The sequence below is a fragment of the Tepidimonas ignava genome, from assembly GCF_004342625.1.
GTDB lineage: Bacteria > Pseudomonadota > Gammaproteobacteria > Burkholderiales > Burkholderiaceae_C > Tepidimonas > Tepidimonas ignava.
In genome coordinates, this window is the sequence record NZ_SMAH01000018.1 from 1 (window position 1) to 17,219 (window position 17,219).

A 17,219-nucleotide genomic window follows, 5' to 3' on the forward strand; every position below is an offset into this window, starting at 1 on the left:
TGCGCCGCGGTGAGCGCCGCCACATCCTCCGTGTCCAGGCTCGCAACCTGATCCGTGCCCAGCGCCGCCACCTGCGCCGCCGTCAGCGCCTTGACCTGGTCCGACGTCAGATTCTTCGTAAAGTCCGTGCCCGCACCTTGCAGCTGCGTCGTCGTCAGCGCCACGAGCTGCGTCGCCTTGAGCGCCTGCACTTGATCCGACGTCAGCGCCTGCAACTGTGCCGTGGTCAACGCCTTGATCTGCGCCGCGGTGAGCGCCGCCACCTGCGCCGTGCTCATCTCAGCCAAATCAGCCGCGTCGATTGCCGCCACCTGCGCCGCGGTGAGCGCCGCCACCTGCGCCGTACCCAACGCCTTGACTTGATCCGAGGTCAACGCAACGATCGAGTCGGTGCTCAGCGCCTTGATTTGCTGGGCTGAGAGCTGCGCCACGTCCTCCGTGTCCCACTCGACGATCTCAGTTCCCAAGGCGTTGATCTGGGCCGCCGTCAGACCAGCCACCTGATTGCTGGTCAACGTCTTCATATCGTAGGGCCCCATGGCGTCTGCAAACGCCTTGGTATTGAATGCCGAGATTTGGGCGCTGCTCAGGACAACAAAATCCTGTGTCTCGATCGCTGCGATCTGCTCCGACGTAAGCGCCGCGATCTGGGTTTTGCTGAGTGCCGCAACGTCAGCGGTCCCTAGATTTTGGATTTGTGTGGTGGTCAGCGCAGCGATTTGGGTAGGGGTCAGGCTGGAAATGATCGACATGGCACACACCTCTCTGTAAGGTTGAGCTGACTTGCGCTCGCGCGAGGGTGTCAGGATTTTTGTGTGAGGGGCCTACCATGACGATGTTCAGGAGCCCCCATGCCACGCAAGAAGACCACCCCCGCCGCGAAGCCGGACGCCATTCTTCCCGACGAGCTGCTTGAGAAGCTGATCCCCGGACCGATGGACGCCGCCGGCGTCGAGGCCGTGTTCCAGAAGCTGAAGAAGGCCGTGATCGAGCGCGCCTTGGGGGCTGAGCTGGGCGTGCACTTGGCCAGCCCCGAGGGCGGCTGCGGGAACCATCGCAACGGCCGCAGCGGCAAGACCGTGCTGACCGACGGCGGGCCGCTGCGGATCGAGGTGCCCCGCGACCGGGCCGGCAGCTTCGAACCGCAGCTGATCCCGAAGCATGAGCGCCGGTTTGCCGGCTTTGACGACCGGATCATCTCGATGTATGCCCGCGGCATGTCGGTGCGCGAGATTCAGGGCCATCTGGCCGAGATGTACGCCATCGAGGTGTCAGCGGAGTTCATCAGCGCCGTCACCGACGCGGTGATGGCCGAGGTGGGGGCCTGGCAGGCCCGGCCGCTGGAGCCGATGTACCCGGTGGTGTTCTTCGATGCCCTGCGGGTGAAGATCCGCGAGGACGGCGTGGTGCGCAACAAGGCGGTGTATCTGGCCTTGGGCGTGCTGCCGGACGGGACCCGCGACATTCTGGGGCTTTGGATCGAGAACACCGAAGGCGCGAAGTTCTGGATGAAGGTGTTCAACGATCTCAAGACCCGCGGGGTCACGGACCTGCTGATCGGCGTGGCCGACGGCCTGAAGGGCCTGCCGGAGGCACTGGAGGCGGTGTTTCCGGCCACGACCCTGCAGACCTGCATCGTGCACCTGATCCGCAACAGCCTCGACTATGCGAGCTGGAAGGACCGTAAGGCGCTGGCCGCGGCGATCAAGCCGATCTACACCGCACCGAGCGCGGAAGCCGCCGAGCGCGCGCTGGACGCGTTCGAGGCAGGGCCGTGGGGCCAGCGCTTCCCGACCGTGGTCGCGGCCTGGCGGCGGGCGTGGAGCCGGGTGATCCCGTTCTTCGCGTTCCCGCCCGAAGTGCGGCGGATCATCTACACCACCAACGCCATCGAGAGCGTGCATTCGCGGTTACGCAAGATCATCAAGAGCCGCGGGCACTTCCCAAGCGACGAGGCGGCCACCAAGCTGATCTGGCTGGCCTTGCGCAACATCACCGCGGACTGGAAGCGGGCGAGCAAGGAGTGGAAATCGGCGATGAACCAGTTCGCGATACTATACGGCGACCGCTTCACCCTCGCACCACGCTGAACGACACGAGGACAGATTCAGAAACCGCCCCACACACAAAAAACAGGACATCCCCGCTCGCGCCGCACCGTTCGCAGAAAACCAAGAGCCCCTGCCCCTGCGACATCCCGTTGTGGCGCACTCACATGCGGTATCGGCCAAAGCCAGGAAAACTTGAGGGTGCAACCTGCACGAGCCGACACGACACACGTTGCTTTTAAAGGCTACCTCGGTATCGTTTTGCTGTGCATGCGTTCAGTGTCGCTTTGGGGGCGTGTTCGCTGGACAGGGGACCCGCGAGGGCAGCAGCCAGGGCTCGGTGACCCTAGGGCCACCACATCCACCGCTTCGCGCAGGCGAACGCCTGCCGTGCAAGTACACTGGCGCCCATGCTCAGCACCCTCGAATGGTCCGCTGCCGTGCTGCTTGGCCTGCTGGTGGGCAGCTTCCTCAACGTCGTCATCCACCGCCTGCCCACCATGCTGCAGCGGCGCTGGGAGGTCGAATGCGCCGCGCTGCGCGGCGAGGAGCCGCCCGCGCAGCCCCCCTACAACCTGCTGGTGCCGCGATCGCACTGCCCGGCGTGCCGGGCGTCGATCCCGTGGTGGCGCAACATTCCGCTCGTCAGTTTTGCGCTGCAGCGCGGGCGCTGCGCGGCGTGCGGGACGCGCATCGCGTGGCGCTACCCCGTGGTGGAGCTGGCCTGCGGGGCGCTGTTTGGGGCGGCGGCGTGGCGCTACGGGGTCAGCTACCCTGCGCTGGCCTGGGCCGTTTGGGGGGCGGCGTTGCTGGCGCTGGCCGCCATCGATTGGGACACAACGCTGCTGCCGGACGACATCACGCTGCCGCTGACGTGGGCGGGGCTGATCGGGGCGGCGCTGGGCTGGACCGGGGTGCCGCTGGCCGATGCGCTGTGGGGTGCGGTCGCCGGTTACCTGAGCCTGTGGAGCGTGTACTGGGCGTTCAAGCTGCTCACCGGCAAGGAGGGCATGGGCTACGGTGATTTCAAGTTGCTGGCGGGGCTGGGGGCGTGGCTTGGTTGGCAGGCGCTGATCCCGCTGGTGTTGGTCGCGTCGCTGGTGGGCGCCGTCGTGGGCCTTGTGCTCAAGGCCACGGGCGGCCTGCGCGAAGGACGCTACGTGCCGTTTGGTCCGTTTTTGGCCTTGGGCGGGCTACTGGTGTGGGCCGCAGGCCCCAAGACGCTGCTGACGTGGCTGGGGCTGCCGGCATGAGTAGGCCGCTGCGCATCGGGCTGACCGGCGGCATCGGCAGCGGCAAAAGCACCGTGGCGGCGATGCTGGCGGCGTTGGGCGCCGAGGTCATCGACGCCGACGCCATCGCCCGTGCGGTCACGGCCCCCGGGGGTTCGGCCATCGAACCCATCCGCCAGGCTTTTGGCCCCGAGGTCATCGACGACCAAGGCGCGCTGGACCGTGCGCGCATGCGGGCCTTGGTCTTTGGGGATGCTGGGGCGCGGGCGCGGCTGGAGGCCATTGTGCACCCGCTGGTGCGCGCCGAGATCGACCGCCGCGTGGCCGCGTCGACCGCCGACACGGTGGTGCTGGACCTGCCGTTGCTGGTGGAATCGGCCGCGTGGCGCCAGCGCTGCGACCGCGTGTGGGTGGTGGACTGCGCCCCCGAGACCCAAATCGAGCGCGTGATGGCACGCAACGGCTGGCCGCGTGAGCAGGTGCAGGCCGTGCTGGCGGCCCAGGCGGACCGGGCCACGCGGCTGGCCGCCGCCGACGTCGTGATCGACAACGACGCCGGCACCGACCTGGCCACGCTGCGCGAGCGCGTGGCACGCGCGTGGGCAGCGCGCCGAATGCCGCTATCATGACCGTGTGATCCTTTACGAATACCCCCTCAACGAGCGCACCCGCACCTACCTGCGGCTGGAGCACCTGCTGCAACGGTTGGGCCAGTTGGTGCCGCGCGAACACCCGCTGGACCACCACCACGCGCTGCAGACGTTGTTCGAGATCCTCGAAGTGGGCGCGCGCGCCGACCTCAAGAGCGAAATCCTCAAAGACCTGGAGCGCCACAAGCACGTGTTCGAGGGCTACCGGGGCAACCCCGCCATCTCGGAGGCTGCGCTGGAGCAACTGATCGCCCGCATCGACCGCTGCTACGCGGTGCTGCGCGACGACGAGGGCCGCCCCGGCCACGCGCTGGCCGGCGTGGAGTGGCTGCAAACGGTGCGCAACCGCATGGCCATCCCGGGGGGCACCTGCGGCTTTGATGTGCCGGCCTACCACGACTGGCAGCACCGGCCGCCGGCCGAGCGACAGGCCGACTTGGCGCGCTGGGCGCAGGAGGTGGCATGCCTGGCCGAGCCGGTGCACCTGCTGCTGCAACTGCTGCGGGAGTCGGCCATCGCGCAAAAGGTGTACGCCACGCAGGGGCAGTTCCAGCAAAACCTGCCCCAGAGCCGAACGTTCCAGTTGCTGCGCGTGTGGCTGGATCCAGCGCTGCAACTGATCCCCGAAATCAGCGGCAACCGCCTGCTGGTGGCGGTGCGCTTGTTGCGGCGCAACGGCGACGGTCGGCTGGAGCACGCGGCCGACGCCGAGGCTGAGTTCGAAATCCACCTGTGCCACTGAGCCCGCGGCCATGACGGACACCCCGCCCCCGACGTGGCCCGCCCGTACCGTGCCGTGCCCGGCCTGCGGTCAGCCGGCCCGCTACGCCCCGGACAACCCGTGGCGGCCGTTTTGCAGCGCGCGCTGCAAGCAGCTCGACCTGGGTGCATGGGCCAGCGAGGCGTACCGCGTGCCGGACCCCACACCCCCGGCACCGCCCGACGACACCCCGCCGCACTAAGCCGCGCGGCGGGGCCTGCGCGCCCCTCAGGCGGCCAACGACGCGCGGATTTCCGAAAACGTGCTGGCTAGGTCCAGCACGTCGATGGGCTGGCCGAGCTGGCGCTCGATTTGCGTGTGCGAGATGACACCCCGGATCCACGGGCCGTGGTCGGCGCCCGCCTTTTCGGCCACCAGCAGGTGGCGCCGCCCGACGCTTTTGAGCGTGGCGATCACGTCGGCCACGCTGCAGCGCTTGAGGTCGTCGTAGTCGACGGCGTCGAACGCTTCCAGCGGCGTCATCACGTCGGACACCACCAGTTCGCCGTAGGCGACGCCACGGCGCTGGGCCGCCATCAAGGGGCGCTCGCCCTCCAGATCGGCGGCGGTGATCAGCCCCTCCACGCACGGCATGGCGCGCACCACGAACAGCAGGCGCACCCCTTGGTGGATCATGGCCTGCCGCGCCGCCTCCAGCGTTTCGTCGGGATGGGTGGTCGCCGCGCGCACCTCGGTCAGGTCGGTCATCACCGTGATGCCGGGCGAGTGCAGCGTCACCGAAGGGCGCTGCGGCGGCTGCGCTTGGACGATGCAGGTGCCGGGAGGGAAGCGAAACGGTGTCAGGCGTGCCATGAACGACTCCAGTCCAACCCCCGTCACCACCGCCGGGGGTATTCAGCGTCAAGCCTAGCGCCACTCGACCCGCGCCGCAAGGGGGCGCACCCGAACCCGTTACGGCGTTGCGGCCAGCGGCTCGTCTTCGAGCCAGCGCAGCAGCGGCACCGTACCCGGCAGCACCGGCGCCACCGCCACCGGCAGGCGCTGCCAGGCGTAGGTTTGGCCTTCGTGCATCTGCAGCTCGCCGTGCCAGGTGTGGACACGACCGACGTGCAACCGCACCAGCGCGTGGGGGTAGTCCACCGTCAGCGTGCGCCAGGGCCGCACCGGGCCGATGGTGACGCCGATTTCTTCCTGCAGCTCGCGGCGCAACGCTTGCTCGACGCTTTCGCCCGGCTCGACCTTGCCACCGGGGAACTCCCAGTACCCGGCGTAGGCCTTGCCCGGCGGCCGCGTGGTCAGCAGCACACGCCCCTCGGGGTCGGTGAGCACGCCCACGGCCACATCCGTCACCGGGCGCGGCCCGGCCTTGCGGGGCTCGGCCGCGTCCACCACCAGCACGCCGCCGTCGGCCCACGCCGCGGGCGCGGTCATGCCACGGCCCCCACACCGACGCGGCCGGCCCAATCGCGCGCGAACTGGTGCGCCACACGGCCGCTGCGCGAGCCGCGCTCCAAGGCCCACACCAGCGCGGCGCGACGGGCGTCGTCCCACTGCGCCTCGGGCACGCCGTACGCCTGCAGCCACTGGCGCACGACGCGCAGGTACTCGTCCTGACTGAAGGGGTAAAAGCTCACCCACAGCCCGAAGCGCTCGGACAGCGAGATTTTTTCCTCCACCGCCTCGGCCGGGTGCAATTCGCCGTCCTCGTCGTAGGTGGCGTCGAGGTTGTCACGCATCGTCTCCGGCAGCAGATGACGGCGGTTGCTGGTGGCGTAAATGAGCACGTTGGGGCTGGCCGCCGCCACCGAGCCGTCCAGCATCGACTTGAGCGCCTTGTAGCCCGACTCGCCCGCTTCGAAGCTCAGGTCGTCGCAGTACACGATGAAGCGCTCCGGGCGGCCCGCCACCAGCTCGGCGATGTCCGGCAGGTCCACCAAATCGGCCTTGTCGACCTCGATCAGGCGCAGCCCTGCGGGCGCGTAAGCGTTGAGGCAAGCGCGGATCAGGGAGCTTTTGCCGGTGCCGCGCGCGCCGGTCAGCAGCACGTTGTTGGCCGGCAAGCCACGCACAAAGCGCTCGGTGTTGGCGCGCACGCGCTCCTTTTGGTCGTCGATCTCGCGCAGGTCGTCCAGCCGGATCGTGGCCACGTGCCGCACGGGCTCCAGCACCCCGTGCGCGCCGCGCTTGCGGTAGCGAAACGCCACCGCCGCGGCCCAATCGGGCGCGGTCAACGGCTGCGGCAACACGGCCTCCAGCCGCGTCACCAGGCTTTCCACACGCTGCAACACACGCTCGAAGTGCTCGTTCATCGAGGGCCTCAGCTGCGGTAGTCGGCGTTGATGCTGACGTAGTCGTGGCTGAGGTCGCAGGTCCACACCGTTTCGGCGGCCTGCCCGCGCCCCAGCAACACCCGCACGGTGATTTCGCTTTGCTTCATGACGCGCTGGCCATCTTCTTCGCGGTACGCAGGGTGGCGCCCGCCGCGCGTGACGACGTGCACGTCGTCCAGGTACAGCTCGATGCCGCGTTGGTCCAGGTCGTCGATGCCGGCGTAGCCCACGGCGGCCAGGATGCGCCCGAGGTTGGGGTCGCTGGCGTAGAACGCGGTTTTGACCAACGGCGAGTGCGCGATCGCGTAAGCGGCTTTGAGGCACTCATCGGCGTCGCGCCCGCCTTCGACGCGCACGGTGATGAACTTGGTCGCCCCCTCGCCGTCGCGCACGATGGCGTGCGCCAGCCAGCGCGCCACGTCGATAAGCGCGGCCAGCAACGCCTGCCCTGCGGGGCTGTCCAGCGCGGTGATGGGGGGCAGCGACGCACGGCCGGTGGCGATGACGATGAACGAGTCGTTGGTGGACGTGTCGCCGTCGACCGTGATGCGGTTGAACGAGGCGTCGGCCACCCGCCGGGCCAGCTCCGGCATCAGCGCCGCCGCCACCGGCGCGTCGGTGGCCACGAACCCCAGCATCGTGGCCATGTTGGGCCGGATCATGCCCGCGCCTTTGGCGATGCCCGTGACGCTGACCGGCACCCCGTCGATGACCACGCGGCGGCTGGTGGCCTTGGGCACGGTGTCGGTGGTCATGATGCCCTCGGCCGCGCGCGCCCAGTGCGCGCCGTCGTCTGCGGCGTCGGCCAGCGCCGCCGGCAGCCCATCGACGATGCGCTGCACCGGCAGCGGCTCCATGATGACGCCGGTGGAAAACGGCAGCACCTGCTGCGGCGACACGCCCAGCTTTTGCGCCAGCGCGATGCACACGGTGCGTGCGTCGATGAGACCTTGCTCGCCCGTGCCGGCGTTGGCGCAACCGGTGTTGATCACCAGCGCCCGGATGGCGTGGCCCGCCGCCAGGTGCTCGCGGCACACCTGCACCGGCGCGGCGCAGTAGCGGTTGCGCGTGAACACCCCGCCCACCGTGGCGCCGTCATCGAGCAGCATCACGGTCAGGTCTTTGCGCTGGGCCTTGCGGATACCCGCTTCGGCCACGCCGAGACGCAAACCAGGCACGCACAGCAGGTCCGCGGGGTTGGGGGCACTCAGGTTGACGGCCATCGCTCGGGGCTCCAGCAGGGGGTTCAAGTCAATTTGCCGTGGCAGTGCTTGTATTTTTTGCCACTGCCACACGGACAGGGGTCGTTGCGCCCCACGCGCGCCACAGCCGGCGCTGGCGGTTGACCCAGCAGGCCTTGGTCGGCCACGGTCTGCGCTTCGCCGGTTTCGGTGGGGGCGGTGTAGGTCACGTTGGTCAGGTGCGTGGCGCTTTGCTCGATGCGCTGCGCCGCGCCGCTGACCTCATCGGGCGTTTGCACGCGCACGTTCATCAGGATGCGCGTGACTTCGTCGCGCACCGCGTCGAGCATCTGACCAAAAAGCTGGAACGCTTCGCGCTTGTACTCCTGCTTGGGTTGCTTTTGCGCGTAGCCGCGCAGGTGGATGCCCTGGCGCAGGTAGTCCAGCGCGGCCAGGTGGTCGCGCCAGTGCTGGTCCAGCGTTTGCAGCAGCACCACACGTTCAAACGGCGTGAACGCGGCGCGGCCCGCCAGGGCCACCTTGGCCTCGTAGGCGTCGTGCCCGGCCTGCACCACGCGACGCACGATCTCCTCGTCGTCCATCTCGCTGGCCTGCTCCACCTGCGCGGTCAGGTCCAGTTGCAGGCCGTACTGCTCGGCCAGCGCCTTTTGCAAGCCGGGCAGGTCCCACTGCTCCTCGACGCTGCCGGCGGGCACGTACTGGCGCACGAGGTCGGTCAAGCAACCCTCGCGCAGCGCGGTGATTTGCGCCGTCAGGTCGTCGGCGTCGATGATGTCGTTGCGCTGCTGGTAAATCACCTTGCGCTGGTCGTTGGCGACGTCGTCGTACTCGAGCAACTGCTTGCGGATGTCGAAGTTGCGCGCTTCGACCTTGCGCTGCGCGCTCTCGATGGCGCGGGTGACCATGCCGGCTTCGATCGCCTCGCCCTCGGGGATCTTGAGCCGCTCCATGATGGCCTTGACGCGCTCGCCAGCGAAGATGCGCATCAGCGGATCGTCCAGGCTGAGGTAAAAGCGGCTGGAGCCCGGGTCGCCCTGGCGGCCGGCGCGGCCGCGCAGCTGGTTGTCGATGCGCCGGCTCTCGTGCCGCTCGGTGCCGATGATGCGCAAGCCCCCCAGCGCCTTGACCTTGTCGTGGTCAGCCTGCCACTGCGCGCGCGCTTGCTCGACGCGCTGGCGCTTGGTGGCCTCGTCCAGGCTGGCGTCGGCCTCGATGGCGGCGATCATTTTCTCGAGGTTGCCGCCGAGCACGATGTCGGTGCCGCGGCCCGCCATGTTGGTGGCGATGGTGATGGCGCCTGGACGGCCCGCCTGGGCGATGATCTCGGCCTCGCGCGCGTGCTGCTTGGCGTTGAGCACCTCGTGCGGCAGGCCCTCGCGCTGCAGCAGTTGCGACAGCACCTCGGAGTTTTCGATCGACGACGTGCCCACCAGCACCGGCTGGCCGCGCTCGTGGCAGGCGCGGATGTCCTCGACCACCGCGCGGTATTTCTCCGCCAGGGTTTTGTAGACGCGGTCTTGCTCGTCGCGCCGCTGGCTGGGCTTGTTGGGCGGGATGACCACCGTCTCCAGCCCGTAGATTTGCTGGAACTCGTACGCCTCGGTGTCGGCGGTGCCGGTCATGCCCGCCAGCTTTTCGTACAGGCGGAAGTAGTTCTGGAACGTGATCGACGCCAACGTTTGGTTTTCCGGCTGGATGGCCACGCCTTCCTTGGCCTCGACCGCCTGGTGCAGGCCGTCACTCCAGCGCCGCCCGACCATCAGGCGGCCGGTGAACTCGTCGACGATGACCACTTCGCCGTTTTGCACCACGTAGTGCTGGTCGCGGTGGTACAGGTGGTGCGCTTTGAGCGCCGTGACCAGGTGGTGCAGCAAGGTGATGTTGGCCGGGTCGTACAACGACGCGCCCTCGGGCAGCAGCCCGGCGCGGGCCAGCAGCTCCTCGGCGCGCTCGTGCCCCTGCTCGGTCAGGTGGATCTGGTGCGACTTTTCGTCCAACGTGAAGTCGCCCGGCTCGACAACGCCTTCGCCCGTGCGCGGGTCGGCCTCGCCGATTTGGCGCTTGAGCTGCGGCACCAGCCGGTTGATCTTGATGTACAGCTCGGTGTGGTCCTCGGCCTGGCCACTGATGATCAGCGGCGTGCGCGCTTCGTCGATCAGGATCGAGTCCACCTCGTCGACGATGGCGTAGTGCAGCCCACGCTGCACGCGGTCGCGCGCCTCGTAGACCATGTTGTCGCGCAGGTAGTCGAAACCGTACTCGTTGTTGGTGCCGTAGGTGATGTCGGCGGCGTAGGCGGCTTGCTTTTGCTCGCGGCTCATCAGCGGCAGGTTGACGCCGACGCTCAGGCCCAACCAGTTGTACAGCCGCCCCATCCACTCGGCGTCGCGCCCGGCCAGGTAGTCGTTGACGGTGACGACGTGCACGCCCTTGCCGGTCAGGGCGTTGAGGTACACCGGCAGCGTGGCGGTCAGCGTTTTGCCTTCGCCGGTGCGCATCTCGGCGATCTTGCCCTGGTGCAGCGCGATGCCGCCCATCAGCTGCACGTCGAAGTGGCGCATCTTCATGACACGCCGGCTGGCCTCGCGCACGACGGCAAACGCTTCGGGCAGCAGCTCGTCGAGCGTCTGCCCGTTGGCCAGGCGCTGCTTGAACTCGGCCGTCTTGGCCTGCAGCTGCTCGTCGCTGAGCGACTGCAGGCCGCTTTCCAGCGCGTTGATGCGCTCGACGATGCGGCGGTAGCCCTTGAGCAGCCGGTCGTTGCGGCTGCCGAAAATTTTGGTCAACAACGGGATGGCCATACAAACCCCGCCGCGGCGACCCTGCCCGAGCAGTGCTGCGCGCGGCCCTGACTGTTCATAACGTTGGCGCCGCCACCCCCGTGGGGCAGCGCCGCGATGGCTGGGTCTGGCATTGTGGCGCGCACCCGGCACGCCGCTGGCCAGCCCAAAGCGGTCATTGTAGTGGCCTCGCCGAACCGGGCTTCAGACGCGGCTGCGCCCCGCCACGCGCACACGCAGCTCCTGCACCGGCGCGCCAGCGTTGCGCGCGGCCGCCAGCAGCACCGGCACCAGTTGCCGAACTTTGGCCGCCACCGACGGGTTGGCCGCCAGCACGCACCACGTCCCCTCCTCCAAAGGACCCGCCTGCACCAGGTCGCGCAACCCCGGTGGCAGGTGCACCGCCACCCGTTGCAGCAGCCGCCGCGAGGCCCAGGCCCGCTCGGCCACGTCGGCCAGCGTGGCGTTGGCGCGCACCGCTTGTTGCAGTGTCAGCATCGCGACAACGTCACTGGCCCGGGGTGGGCACGGGGGTCTCGCGCACGCATTTCTTGACGAAGCTGGTGCGTGCGGCGCCCGCGAGCTTTTTGTCGGCTGCCTGGGCTTCACAAGCAGCTTGCGCATCGCGCTCGCACTTGGTCACGAACGAAGTGCGCGCCGCCCCAGCGAGCTTTTTGCCCTGCGCTGCAGCCTCGCAGGCAGACGTACCGGCGGCATGGACGGCCCCGGACGCCACCAACAGCCAACCCAACGAACAGGCCGCCCACACCCGGACGTGCCTCTTGGCCCGTGTCCTCATCAACTGGTTCGTCATCGCTTGGCCACCTACGCTTACCAACTTACCAACACGCAGTCTACGTCAATCATAGGGGAAGCGTGGGGAACGAACTCCCACGCGGTGGTTGCAGGCACGGAACTTCACCGTTAGCACTCGATCCAAGAGAGTGCTAATATGATGACCACGCTCCCACAGTCAAGGAGAGGAGAACCGATGAGCGGCACGTCTTTTGCCCTGGCCCCCAGCACCGCGGCCACGCTGCCGGCGGCGTCGTGGAGCAGCACGGCGCTGACGCTGCCGCCGCTGGGCAACCTGGATGCTTACATCAGCGCGGTCAACCGCATTCCGATGCTCAGCGCCGACGAGGAGCGCGAGTGCGCGCGGCGCTGGCGCGAGCAGCACGACCTGGAAGCCGCCGGCAAGCTGGTGTTGTCGCACCTGCGGCTGGTGGTGGCCATTTCACGCCAATACCTGGGCTACGGCCTGCCGCAGGCCGACCTGATCCAGGAGGGCAACATCGGCCTGATGAAGGCGGTCAAGCGCTTCGACCCGGCGCAGGGCGTGCGCCTGGTCAGCTACGCCGTGCACTGGATCAAGGCCGAGATCCACGAATTCATCGTGCGCAACTGGCGCATGGTCAAAGTGGCCACCACCAAGGCGCAGCGCAAGCTGTTTTTCAACCTGCGCGCGCTCAAGCGCAGCGTCAAGGCCGGCGCCGGTGACGACGAGGTGCTGCGTGAGCGGCTGACCGACGCCGAGATCGACGTCGTGGCGCGTGAGCTCAACGTCAAGCGCGAAGACGTCATCGAGATGGAAACGCGCCTGAGCGGCCACGACGTGGCGCTGGACCCGCTGCCCGCCGCGGACGATGCCGATGAACCGCAGGCGCCGATCGCCTACCTGGCCGACCTGCGCCACGAACCCACCGAGGTGCTGGCCGCGCGCGAGCGCGAGCTGCTGGCCACCGAAGGCATCGAGCAGGCGCTGGCGCAGCTCGACGAGCGCGCGCGGCGCATCATCACCGCGCGCTGGTTGCAGGTCAACGACGATGGCAGCGGTGGCGCCACGCTGCACGAGCTGGCCGCCGAGTTTGGCATCAGCGCCGAGCGCGTGCGGCAAATCGAAGCGGCCGCGCTCAAAAAGCTGCGCAAGGCGCTCGAAGCCTACGCCTGATCAGCCCTCGCGCCGCAACGCGGGGAACAGGATCACGTCGCGGATGCTGGGGCTGTCGGTCAGCAGCATCACCAGCCGGTCGATGCCCACGCCGCAGCCACCGGCGGGCGGCATGCCGTACTCCAGCGCACGGATGTAGTCGGCGTCGAAGTACATCGCTTCGTCGTCGCCCGCCTCTTTGTTGGCCACCTGAGCCAAAAAGCGCTCGGCCTGGTCTTCGGGGTCGTTGAGCTCGGAAAAGCCGTTGGCGATTTCGCGTCCGGTGATGTACAGCTCGAAGCGCTCGGTGATGCTGGGGTCGGCGTCGCTGGCGCGCGCCAGCGGCGAAATTTCGGTCGGGTGGTTGCAAATGAAGGTGGGCTGCCACAGCTTGTCTTCCACCACCTCCTCGAAGTACAGCACCTGCAGCGCGGCAAGGCTGCGCTGATCGAGCCGCTCCTTGACCGGGTCCACCCCCAAGCGGCGCAGTTGCTCGCGCAGCCACGCGGCGTCGTCCACGCGCGCGCCGGCGTCGGTGTGCTTGAGGATGGCCTCGCGGATGGTCAGGCGCTCAAACGGCGCGTCCAGGTCCACGTCGCGCCCTTGGTAAACGAGCTTGCCGCCACCGCACACGGCGTGCGCGACGCGGCGGATCATGTCCTCGGTGAAGGCCATCATGTCGGCGTGGTTCCAGTACGCCGCGTAAAACTCCATCATCGTGAACTCGGGGTTGTGGCGCACGCTGATGCCTTCGTTGCGGAAGTTGCGGTTGATCTCGAAGACGCGATCAAACCCACCCACCAACAGCCGCTTGAGGTACAGCTCTGGCGCGATGCGCAGGTACATATCCTGCTCCAGCGCGTTGTGGTGGGTCACGAAGGGCCGCGCGTTGGCGCCACCCGGGATGGGGTGCAGCATTGGCGTTTCCACCTCCAAAAAGCCCTGCTGCACCATGTGCTCGCGCAGCGTCGTCACCGCCAAGCTGCGCGCCACGAAGCGCTGGCGCGCCTGTACGTCGGTCATCAAATCGACGTAGCGCTGGCGGTACTTGAGCTCCTGGTCGTGGATGCCGTGGAATTTGTCCGGCAGCGGCCGCAGGCTTTTGACCACCAGGCGCAGCCGCGCAACCTTGATCGACAGCTCGCCCGTGCGGGTTTTGAACACCGTGCCTTCGGCGTACAGGATGTCGCCCAGGTCCCAGTGCTTGAAGGCTTCGTAGGTGGCCTCGCCCACGCCGTCCTTGGTGATGTAGAGCTGGATGCGCCCGCCCGTGGGGCCGAACGAGGCGTCTTGCACGGTGGCGAAGCTGGCCTTGCCCATGACGCGCTTGAGCATCATGCGCCCGGCCACGCTGACGCGCGCCTGCAGCGGCTCCAGCAGTTCGTTGCTCATGTGGCCGTACTCGGCCTGCAGGCCGGCCGCCGTGTGCTGCGGCCGCACGTCGTTGGGGAAAGCCGGCCCGGCCCCGTGACGGGCCGCTTCGCGCAGGGCGGCCAGTTTGGCGCGGCGCTCGGCGATGAGCTGGTTGTCGTCGACGTGGGGCGCAGCGGGGGTGTGGTCGGGCTGGGTCATGGTACGAAAGCCGCAAAAAGCAAGGCAGGCGCCGGCGCGGCGCCTTGGGCAACAAAAAAGCTTGGCGGCCATCGAAACCGCCAAGCCCGCGATTGTAGGACGCCCGCCGGGGGTTCAGGCGACGGACGCTTCGCCCAGGTACGCCGCGCGCACCTTGGGGTCGTCCAGCATGGCCTTGGCCTCGCCGGTCATGATGATCTCGCCCGAGTCCATCACGTAGCCGCGATCGGCCACTTGCAGCGCGCGGCGGGCGTTTTGCTCCACCAGCAGCACCGTCATGCCCTGCGCGTGCACGTCGCGCACCACCTCGAAGATCTTGTCCACCATGATCGGCGACAGGCCCATCGACGGCTCGTCCAGCAGCAGCAGCTTGGGGCGGCTCATCAGCGCGCGGGCCATCGCCAGCATCTGCTGCTCGCCGCCGGACATCGTGCCGGCCAACTGGTCTTTGCGCTCGCGCAAGCGCGGAAACAGCTCGAACATGCGCTCGATGTCGCGCTGGATGTCGGCCTTGTCGGTGCGGGTGTAGGCGCCCATCAGCAGGTTTTCGACGATGGTCATGCGCGCAAACACACCCCGGCCCTCCGGCACCATGGCCAGCCCACGCTTGACCAGGTCCCACGACCCCACGCCGCGGATGCTTTGACCGTCGTACACGATGTCGCCCGCTTCGGCCAGCAACATGCCGGTGATGGCCTTCATCGTCGTCGTTTTGCCCGCGCCGTTGGAGCCGATCAGGGTCACCAGCTCGCCTTGACGCACCTCCAGGTCGATGCCCTTGACGGCCTTGATGCCGCCGTACGAGACCTTCAGGCCCGTGACTTTCAACAGGGTGTTGGCCATTTCAATGTCCTCCGGTGCCCAGGTAGGCCTCGATGACCTTGGGGTTCTTTTGCACCTCGGCCGGCGTGCCCTCGGCGAGCTGCTTGCCATAGTCCAGCACGGTGACGCGGTCGCACAGGCCCATCACGAGCTTGACATCGTGCTCGATCAGCAGGATGGTGCGGTTGTCGCGCCGAATGCGGTCGATCAGCTCGCGCAGCTGCACCTTCTCGGTGGCGTTCATGCCCGCAGCCGGCTCATCCAGCGCGATCAGCTTGGGGTCGGTAGCCAGCGCGCGCGCGATTTCAAGCCGGCGCTGGTCGCCATAGGACAGCGTGCGCGCCTTGTAGTCGGCGTACTTGGCGATGCCGACGTACTCCAGCAGCTCCATCGCGCGCTCGGCGATGGCACGCTCCTCGGCTTTGAAGCCGGGCGTGCGCAGGATGGCGCTGAGCAGCCCCCCGCGTGTGCGCACGTGGCGCCCCACCATGACGTTTTCCAGCACCGTCATTTCGGCAAACAGGCGAATGTTCTGGAACGTGCGCGCGATGCCCGCCTTGGCCACTTCGTGCACCGCGGTGGGCGTGTAGGGCTTGCCGTCAAGCTCGAAGCTGCCGCTGTCGGGCGTGTACAGGCCGGTCAGCACGTTGAAAAACGTCGTCTTGCCCGCACCGTTGGGGCCGATCAGGCCGTAGACCTGGCCGCGCTTGATTTCGATGCCCACGTCCGACAGCGCCTGCAGCCCGCCGAAGCGCTTGGACACCCCGCTGACTTTGAGAATGGTGTCTGTCATGAAAGCTCTCCTGCGCCGTTATTTGCTGAGCGACTTGCCGTGCTCGGGCGCGGGCCACAGGCCACGCGGACGCAGCAGCATGATGATGATCATCGCCAGCGCGATCAGCAGCTGACGCAGGATTTCCGGGGCCAGGCGGCCGTCGGTCAGGTGGTGCAGCGGGCCGGCCAGGTGGCGCAGCAGCTCCGGCAGACCGGCCAGCAGCAGCGCACCCAGGATCACGCCAGGAATGTGCCCCAGCCCGCCCAGCACCACCATGGCCACGATCATCACCGACTCCATCAGCACGAACGATTCGGGGTACACGCCGCGCATCAGCGAGGCAAACAACACCCCGGCGATGCCGCCGAAGGTGGCGCTGGTGCCAAACGCGGCCAGCTTCAGGTTGCGCGTGTTGATGCCCATGGCCTTGGCGGCGATTTCGTCTTCGCGGATCGCCATCCACGCGCGCCCGATGCGCGAATCCGCCAACCGGTACGCCACCACGATGGTCATGATCACAAACGCCAGGATCAGGTAGTAGTACAGCGTCACCGACTCGAACGTGTACGACCAGCCCCCCAGCTCGACCGTGAGGCGCTGCGCCATGTTGTGGCCAAACACCGTCACCGCGTCCACACCGGCGATGCCTTTGGGGCCGTTGGTGATGTTGATCGGGCGGTCCAGGTTGAGCATGAAGATGCGCACGATCTCACCAAAACCCAGCGTGACGATGGCCAGGTAGTCGCCGCGCAGCTTGAGCACGGGGTAGCCCAGGATCAGGCCGGTGATGCCCGCCAGCACGGCCGCCAGGATGATGACGATCCAAAAGCTCACGTGCAGCCCGTTGGGGAACGCCGCCGCGATGGCGGGGAAGTTTTCCGCCAGGTGCGGCGAGGCCAGCAGGCTGTACAGGTACGCCCCCACCGCGAAAAACGCGATGAAGCCCAGGTCCAGCAAGCCGGCAAACCCCACCACGATGTTGAGGCCCAGCGCCAGCATCACGTACAGCAGGGCCACATCGACGATGCGCACCCACGAGTTGCTGCCGGTGGCTTGCAGCAGCAGCGGCAGCACCAGCAGCCCCACGGCGGCCAGCGCAAACGTCACGTACTTGGCCTTGGTGGACGAAGAAGACGTTGTGGTCATGTTGCGTTCCT

17 protein-coding genes and 1 pseudogene are annotated in these 17,219 nt (G+C 67.9%); 6 read left to right on the forward strand and 12 right to left on the reverse strand.

The genetic code is table 11. The features are described 5' to 3' along the window. Positions 1-752 (reverse strand): annotated as a pseudogene (locus EDC36_RS11870) (heme utilization protein); the annotation flags it as partial. Positions 753-851: 99 nt separating this feature from the next. On the opposite strand from EDC36_RS11870, the gene EDC36_RS11875 reads away from it, so the two are divergent. The 5 genes from EDC36_RS11875 to EDC36_RS11895 all read left to right on the forward strand — a co-directional run bounded on the left by EDC36_RS11875 (position 852) and on the right by EDC36_RS11895 (position 4,892). Next, a complete protein-coding gene (locus EDC36_RS11875; protein ID WP_132963481.1) occupies positions 852-2,090 on the forward strand; it encodes an IS256 family transposase in 1,239 nt (412 codons plus the stop codon). A gap of 368 nt (positions 2,091-2,458) precedes the next feature. Then, entirely contained in the window at positions 2,459-3,301 is an 843-nt protein-coding gene (locus tag EDC36_RS11880) for a prepilin peptidase (RefSeq protein ID WP_132963482.1), read from the forward strand. Continuing rightward, entirely contained in the window at positions 3,298-3,909 is a 612-nt protein-coding gene (gene coaE, locus EDC36_RS11885) for a dephospho-CoA kinase (protein ID WP_132963483.1), read from the forward strand. The genes EDC36_RS11880 and coaE overlap by 4 nt, the downstream gene beginning before the upstream one ends. 4 nt (positions 3,910-3,913) lie before the next feature. Then, entirely contained in the window at positions 3,914-4,672 is a 759-nt protein-coding gene (zapD, locus tag EDC36_RS11890; protein ID WP_132963484.1) for a cell division protein ZapD, read from the forward strand. 10 nt (positions 4,673-4,682) lie between these two features. Continuing rightward, positions 4,683-4,892 carry a DNA gyrase inhibitor YacG gene (locus tag EDC36_RS11895; protein ID WP_132963485.1) on the forward strand — a complete coding sequence of 70 codons (210 nt, stop codon included), beginning with the start codon at positions 4,683-4,685 and terminating at the stop codon, positions 4,890-4,892. A gap of 26 nt (positions 4,893-4,918) precedes the next feature. On the opposite strand, the gene EDC36_RS11900 is transcribed toward EDC36_RS11895, so the two are convergent. The 7 genes from EDC36_RS11900 to EDC36_RS11930 form a co-directional block, all read right to left on the reverse strand. Beyond that, positions 4,919-5,503 (reverse strand): CBS domain-containing protein, encoded by a 585-nt coding sequence (locus tag EDC36_RS11900; protein ID WP_207895079.1) that lies wholly within the window; start codon positions 5,501-5,503, stop codon positions 4,919-4,921. Between the two features lie 99 nt (positions 5,504-5,602). Then, positions 5,603-6,082, reverse strand: a complete 480-nt coding sequence (locus tag EDC36_RS11905) for an NUDIX domain-containing protein (protein WP_132963486.1) — start codon at positions 6,080-6,082, stop codon at positions 5,603-5,605. Continuing rightward, positions 6,079-6,960, reverse strand: a complete 882-nt coding sequence (locus tag EDC36_RS11910; RefSeq protein WP_132963487.1) for an ATP-binding protein — start codon at positions 6,958-6,960, stop codon at positions 6,079-6,081. Before EDC36_RS11910 ends, EDC36_RS11905 begins: the two co-directional genes overlap by 4 nt. An 8-nt stretch (positions 6,961-6,968) precedes the next feature. Continuing rightward, a complete protein-coding gene (argJ, locus tag EDC36_RS11915; protein ID WP_132963488.1) occupies positions 6,969-8,204 on the reverse strand; it encodes a bifunctional glutamate N-acetyltransferase/amino-acid acetyltransferase ArgJ in 1,236 nt (411 codons plus the stop codon). 23 nt (positions 8,205-8,227) lie between these two features. Then, a complete protein-coding gene (gene secA, locus EDC36_RS11920) occupies positions 8,228-10,984 on the reverse strand; it encodes a preprotein translocase subunit SecA (protein ID WP_132963489.1) in 2,757 nt (918 codons plus the stop codon). A 183-nt stretch (positions 10,985-11,167) separates the two neighbouring features. Continuing rightward, positions 11,168-11,461, reverse strand: a complete 294-nt coding sequence (locus EDC36_RS11925) for a DciA family protein (RefSeq protein WP_165902867.1) — start codon at positions 11,459-11,461, stop codon at positions 11,168-11,170. Between the two features lie 10 nt (positions 11,462-11,471). Next, the gene (locus tag EDC36_RS11930; RefSeq protein ID WP_243646584.1) at positions 11,472-11,777 is read right to left on the reverse strand and encodes a hypothetical protein; all 306 of its coding nucleotides are present in this window, start codon (positions 11,775-11,777) and stop codon (positions 11,472-11,474) included. A 177-nt stretch (positions 11,778-11,954) separates the two neighbouring features. Between EDC36_RS11930 and rpoH the strand changes: the two genes are divergently transcribed. After that, positions 11,955-12,914 carry an RNA polymerase sigma factor RpoH gene (gene rpoH / locus EDC36_RS11935; protein WP_132963491.1) on the forward strand — a complete coding sequence of 320 codons (960 nt, stop codon included), beginning with the start codon at positions 11,955-11,957 and terminating at the stop codon, positions 12,912-12,914. Here the strand turns inward: rpoH and lysS are convergent, their stop codons facing one another. From lysS to EDC36_RS11955, 4 genes are all read right to left on the reverse strand, one after another. Further along, complete coding sequence (gene lysS / locus EDC36_RS11940; RefSeq protein WP_132963492.1) at positions 12,915-14,465, reverse strand: lysine--tRNA ligase; 1,551 nt, start codon at positions 14,463-14,465, stop codon at positions 12,915-12,917. It lies immediately after the preceding gene. Between the two features lie 114 nt (positions 14,466-14,579). Further along, on the reverse strand, positions 14,580-15,308 hold the full coding sequence (locus EDC36_RS11945; protein ID WP_132963493.1) for an ABC transporter ATP-binding protein: 729 nt from the start codon (positions 15,306-15,308) through the stop codon (positions 14,580-14,582). Position 15,309: 1 nt separating this feature from the next. Then, a complete protein-coding gene (locus EDC36_RS11950; RefSeq protein ID WP_132963494.1) occupies positions 15,310-16,080 on the reverse strand; it encodes an ABC transporter ATP-binding protein in 771 nt (256 codons plus the stop codon). Positions 16,081-16,098: 18 nt separating this feature from the next. Next, positions 16,099-17,208, reverse strand: a complete 1,110-nt coding sequence (locus EDC36_RS11955; RefSeq protein ID WP_132963495.1) for an ABC transporter permease subunit — start codon at positions 17,206-17,208, stop codon at positions 16,099-16,101. Positions 17,209-17,219: the final 11 nt, after the last annotated feature.